At 70.4% G+C, this 1,925-nt stretch carries 2 protein-coding genes; one reads left to right on the forward strand and one right to left on the reverse strand.

Annotation, left to right across the window (positions count from 1 at the left end):
• Positions 1-200: 200 nt before the first annotated feature.
• The gene (locus ACFV2J_RS38370) at positions 201-989 is read right to left on the reverse strand and encodes a lamin tail domain-containing protein (RefSeq protein ID WP_385092575.1); all 789 of its coding nucleotides are present in this window, start codon (positions 987-989) and stop codon (positions 201-203) included.
• Positions 990-1,695: 706 nt separating this feature from the next.
• Here ACFV2J_RS38370 and ACFV2J_RS38375 point away from each other — a divergent pair.
• Positions 1,696-1,925 (forward strand): PAS domain-containing protein (locus tag ACFV2J_RS38375; protein ID WP_385443093.1); only part of this gene is annotated, 230 nt, incomplete at its 3' end.

The raw sequence follows: 1,925 nt of genomic DNA on the forward strand, positions 1-1,925 counted from the left end.
CGGGCATGGGTATACGCATGCTCCACCGCCGCACGGTTCTGCCCGCGGGCGTCGTGCCCGCGCGGTTGGCGCCGGGGCCCCCGGGGGCCCGGATCGCGCTCACCGCGCAGACGCCCCCCGCCCGCCCGTGGGGGCCCGGCCCCCCCCCCCTCCAGGAAGCGGGCGGACGGGTTCGCTACCGCGCCCGCCTTCCGTTGATGTCAGTGACCGCCGAGGCCGTGACCGCCGAAGCCCGCGTGACCACCGGACAGCTCGTGACCACGACCCATGTGGCCGCCGGGGAGCTCGTTGCCGCGACCGATGTGGCCGACCGGCAGCTCGTTGCCGCGACCGACGTGGCCGATCGGCAGCTCGTTACCACGGCCGACGTGGCCCACCGGCAGGTCGTTACCACGGCCGACGTGGCCGACCGGCAGCTCGTGACCGCGACCGATGTGGCCGATCGGCAGCTCGTTGCCACGGCCGATGTGGCCGATCGGCAGCTGGTGACCGCGACCGAAGTGACGACCGGGAAGCACGTGACCACGCCCGTGGTGACGACCGGGGAAGACATGGCCGCGACCGTAGTGACGGCCGGGGAGCACGTGGCCGCGCCCGATGGGTCCGCGGCCCCACGTCACCACGTCGATGACACGGTCACGGTCGTTGCGCAGCGTCGCGGTGTCCGCGCGGTTGTCCCAGGCGTAGTCACGACGGTCCTGGTAGACGTCCCGACCCGCGTCACGCCCCACTCCGGTGTGCACCCGCACCGTCTCGCGGCCCCCGAGGCGCAGGTTGAACTCGTACGCGCGACCGTCACGGCCCGACAGCGTCCACCCGTCCAGGTTCACGCCCCGACGCCCGGTGTTCGTGATCTCCACCCACTCCTTGTTCAACGACGCGTTGCTCCCCGAGTCCCAGCCGGGAGAGTCGTACTGCACCTGGCTGATCTGCACCTGCGCACGGAACGGAAGCCGCCCCTGGTCCGCCGACGCCGGCAGCGCCGCCACACCCACCACCACACCGGCAGCCACCGCAGCCGCAGCAGCACGACGAACCATCACAGACTGCGAAACAGACACGAACGCCCCCTAGAGGGAACGGGCGGACCTCGAGGATCCGCGAGTTTGGGTCCCGGCCCGCTGGCCGAGAACCACACTTTCGCGCCCCACCACGCCCCCCGAGCCCACCACCCGCGCGGCATTACCGACCGACAACACGACCATGACGCTCGACTGCAATATGCATCTATCTTCCGATACCGACCGATTGACGCCATAACTCCCTAAAACACTGGGAATCGGACCAATCGCCACCCTCCCCACCACCCCACCCCTCACCCGAAAGTGAGTAACAGCGGCCACACCCTCCACACGGCCAACGCAGTGACAACCCGAACACCCGTCCACCACGCATCCGCCCCGAGTCCGACGAGCCACCGCCCGCCGACGGCGGCATCTCGCGCGGGCGTACGCCTGGGGCCCCCACCCGCGGTGTGGTCCGCCGGCCGGGTCGCCGCCCGTGCGGTGTCCGGACCAGCGCGTCGGTCGACCGCCCGCCGACTGTGAGGCGACTGCGGCGGCAGACGGTCAGCGGACGTAACGCCGTCGGACACATCCGGCCGTTGTGAAGCCAGTAACCGACATGGCGGGGCGGACTACGCCCCATTCCGCTGGGATGGCCCGATTCAGAGCGAACAGCACACCTGGGGCGGACATGGGCGACTTCGTCGGATCGCATTCAACTCGGCCCGCCGGCACAGCGTTCCGGGAACCGTGCCGGTGCGGGACCCGGCTCGACGAGGCAGCGCCCACGGAAGTCGAGGAGCGGTTCCGGGGGCTCCTCGAAGCGGCACCCGACGCCATGGTCATCGTCGACGACACCGGCACCATCAAACTCGTCAACGCACAGACCGAATCCCTCTTCGGCTACCGACGCGAAGAACT

The organism is Streptomyces sp. NPDC059668, assembly GCF_042734135.1.
Classification (GTDB): Bacteria; Actinomycetota; Actinomycetes; order Streptomycetales; family Streptomycetaceae; genus Streptomyces.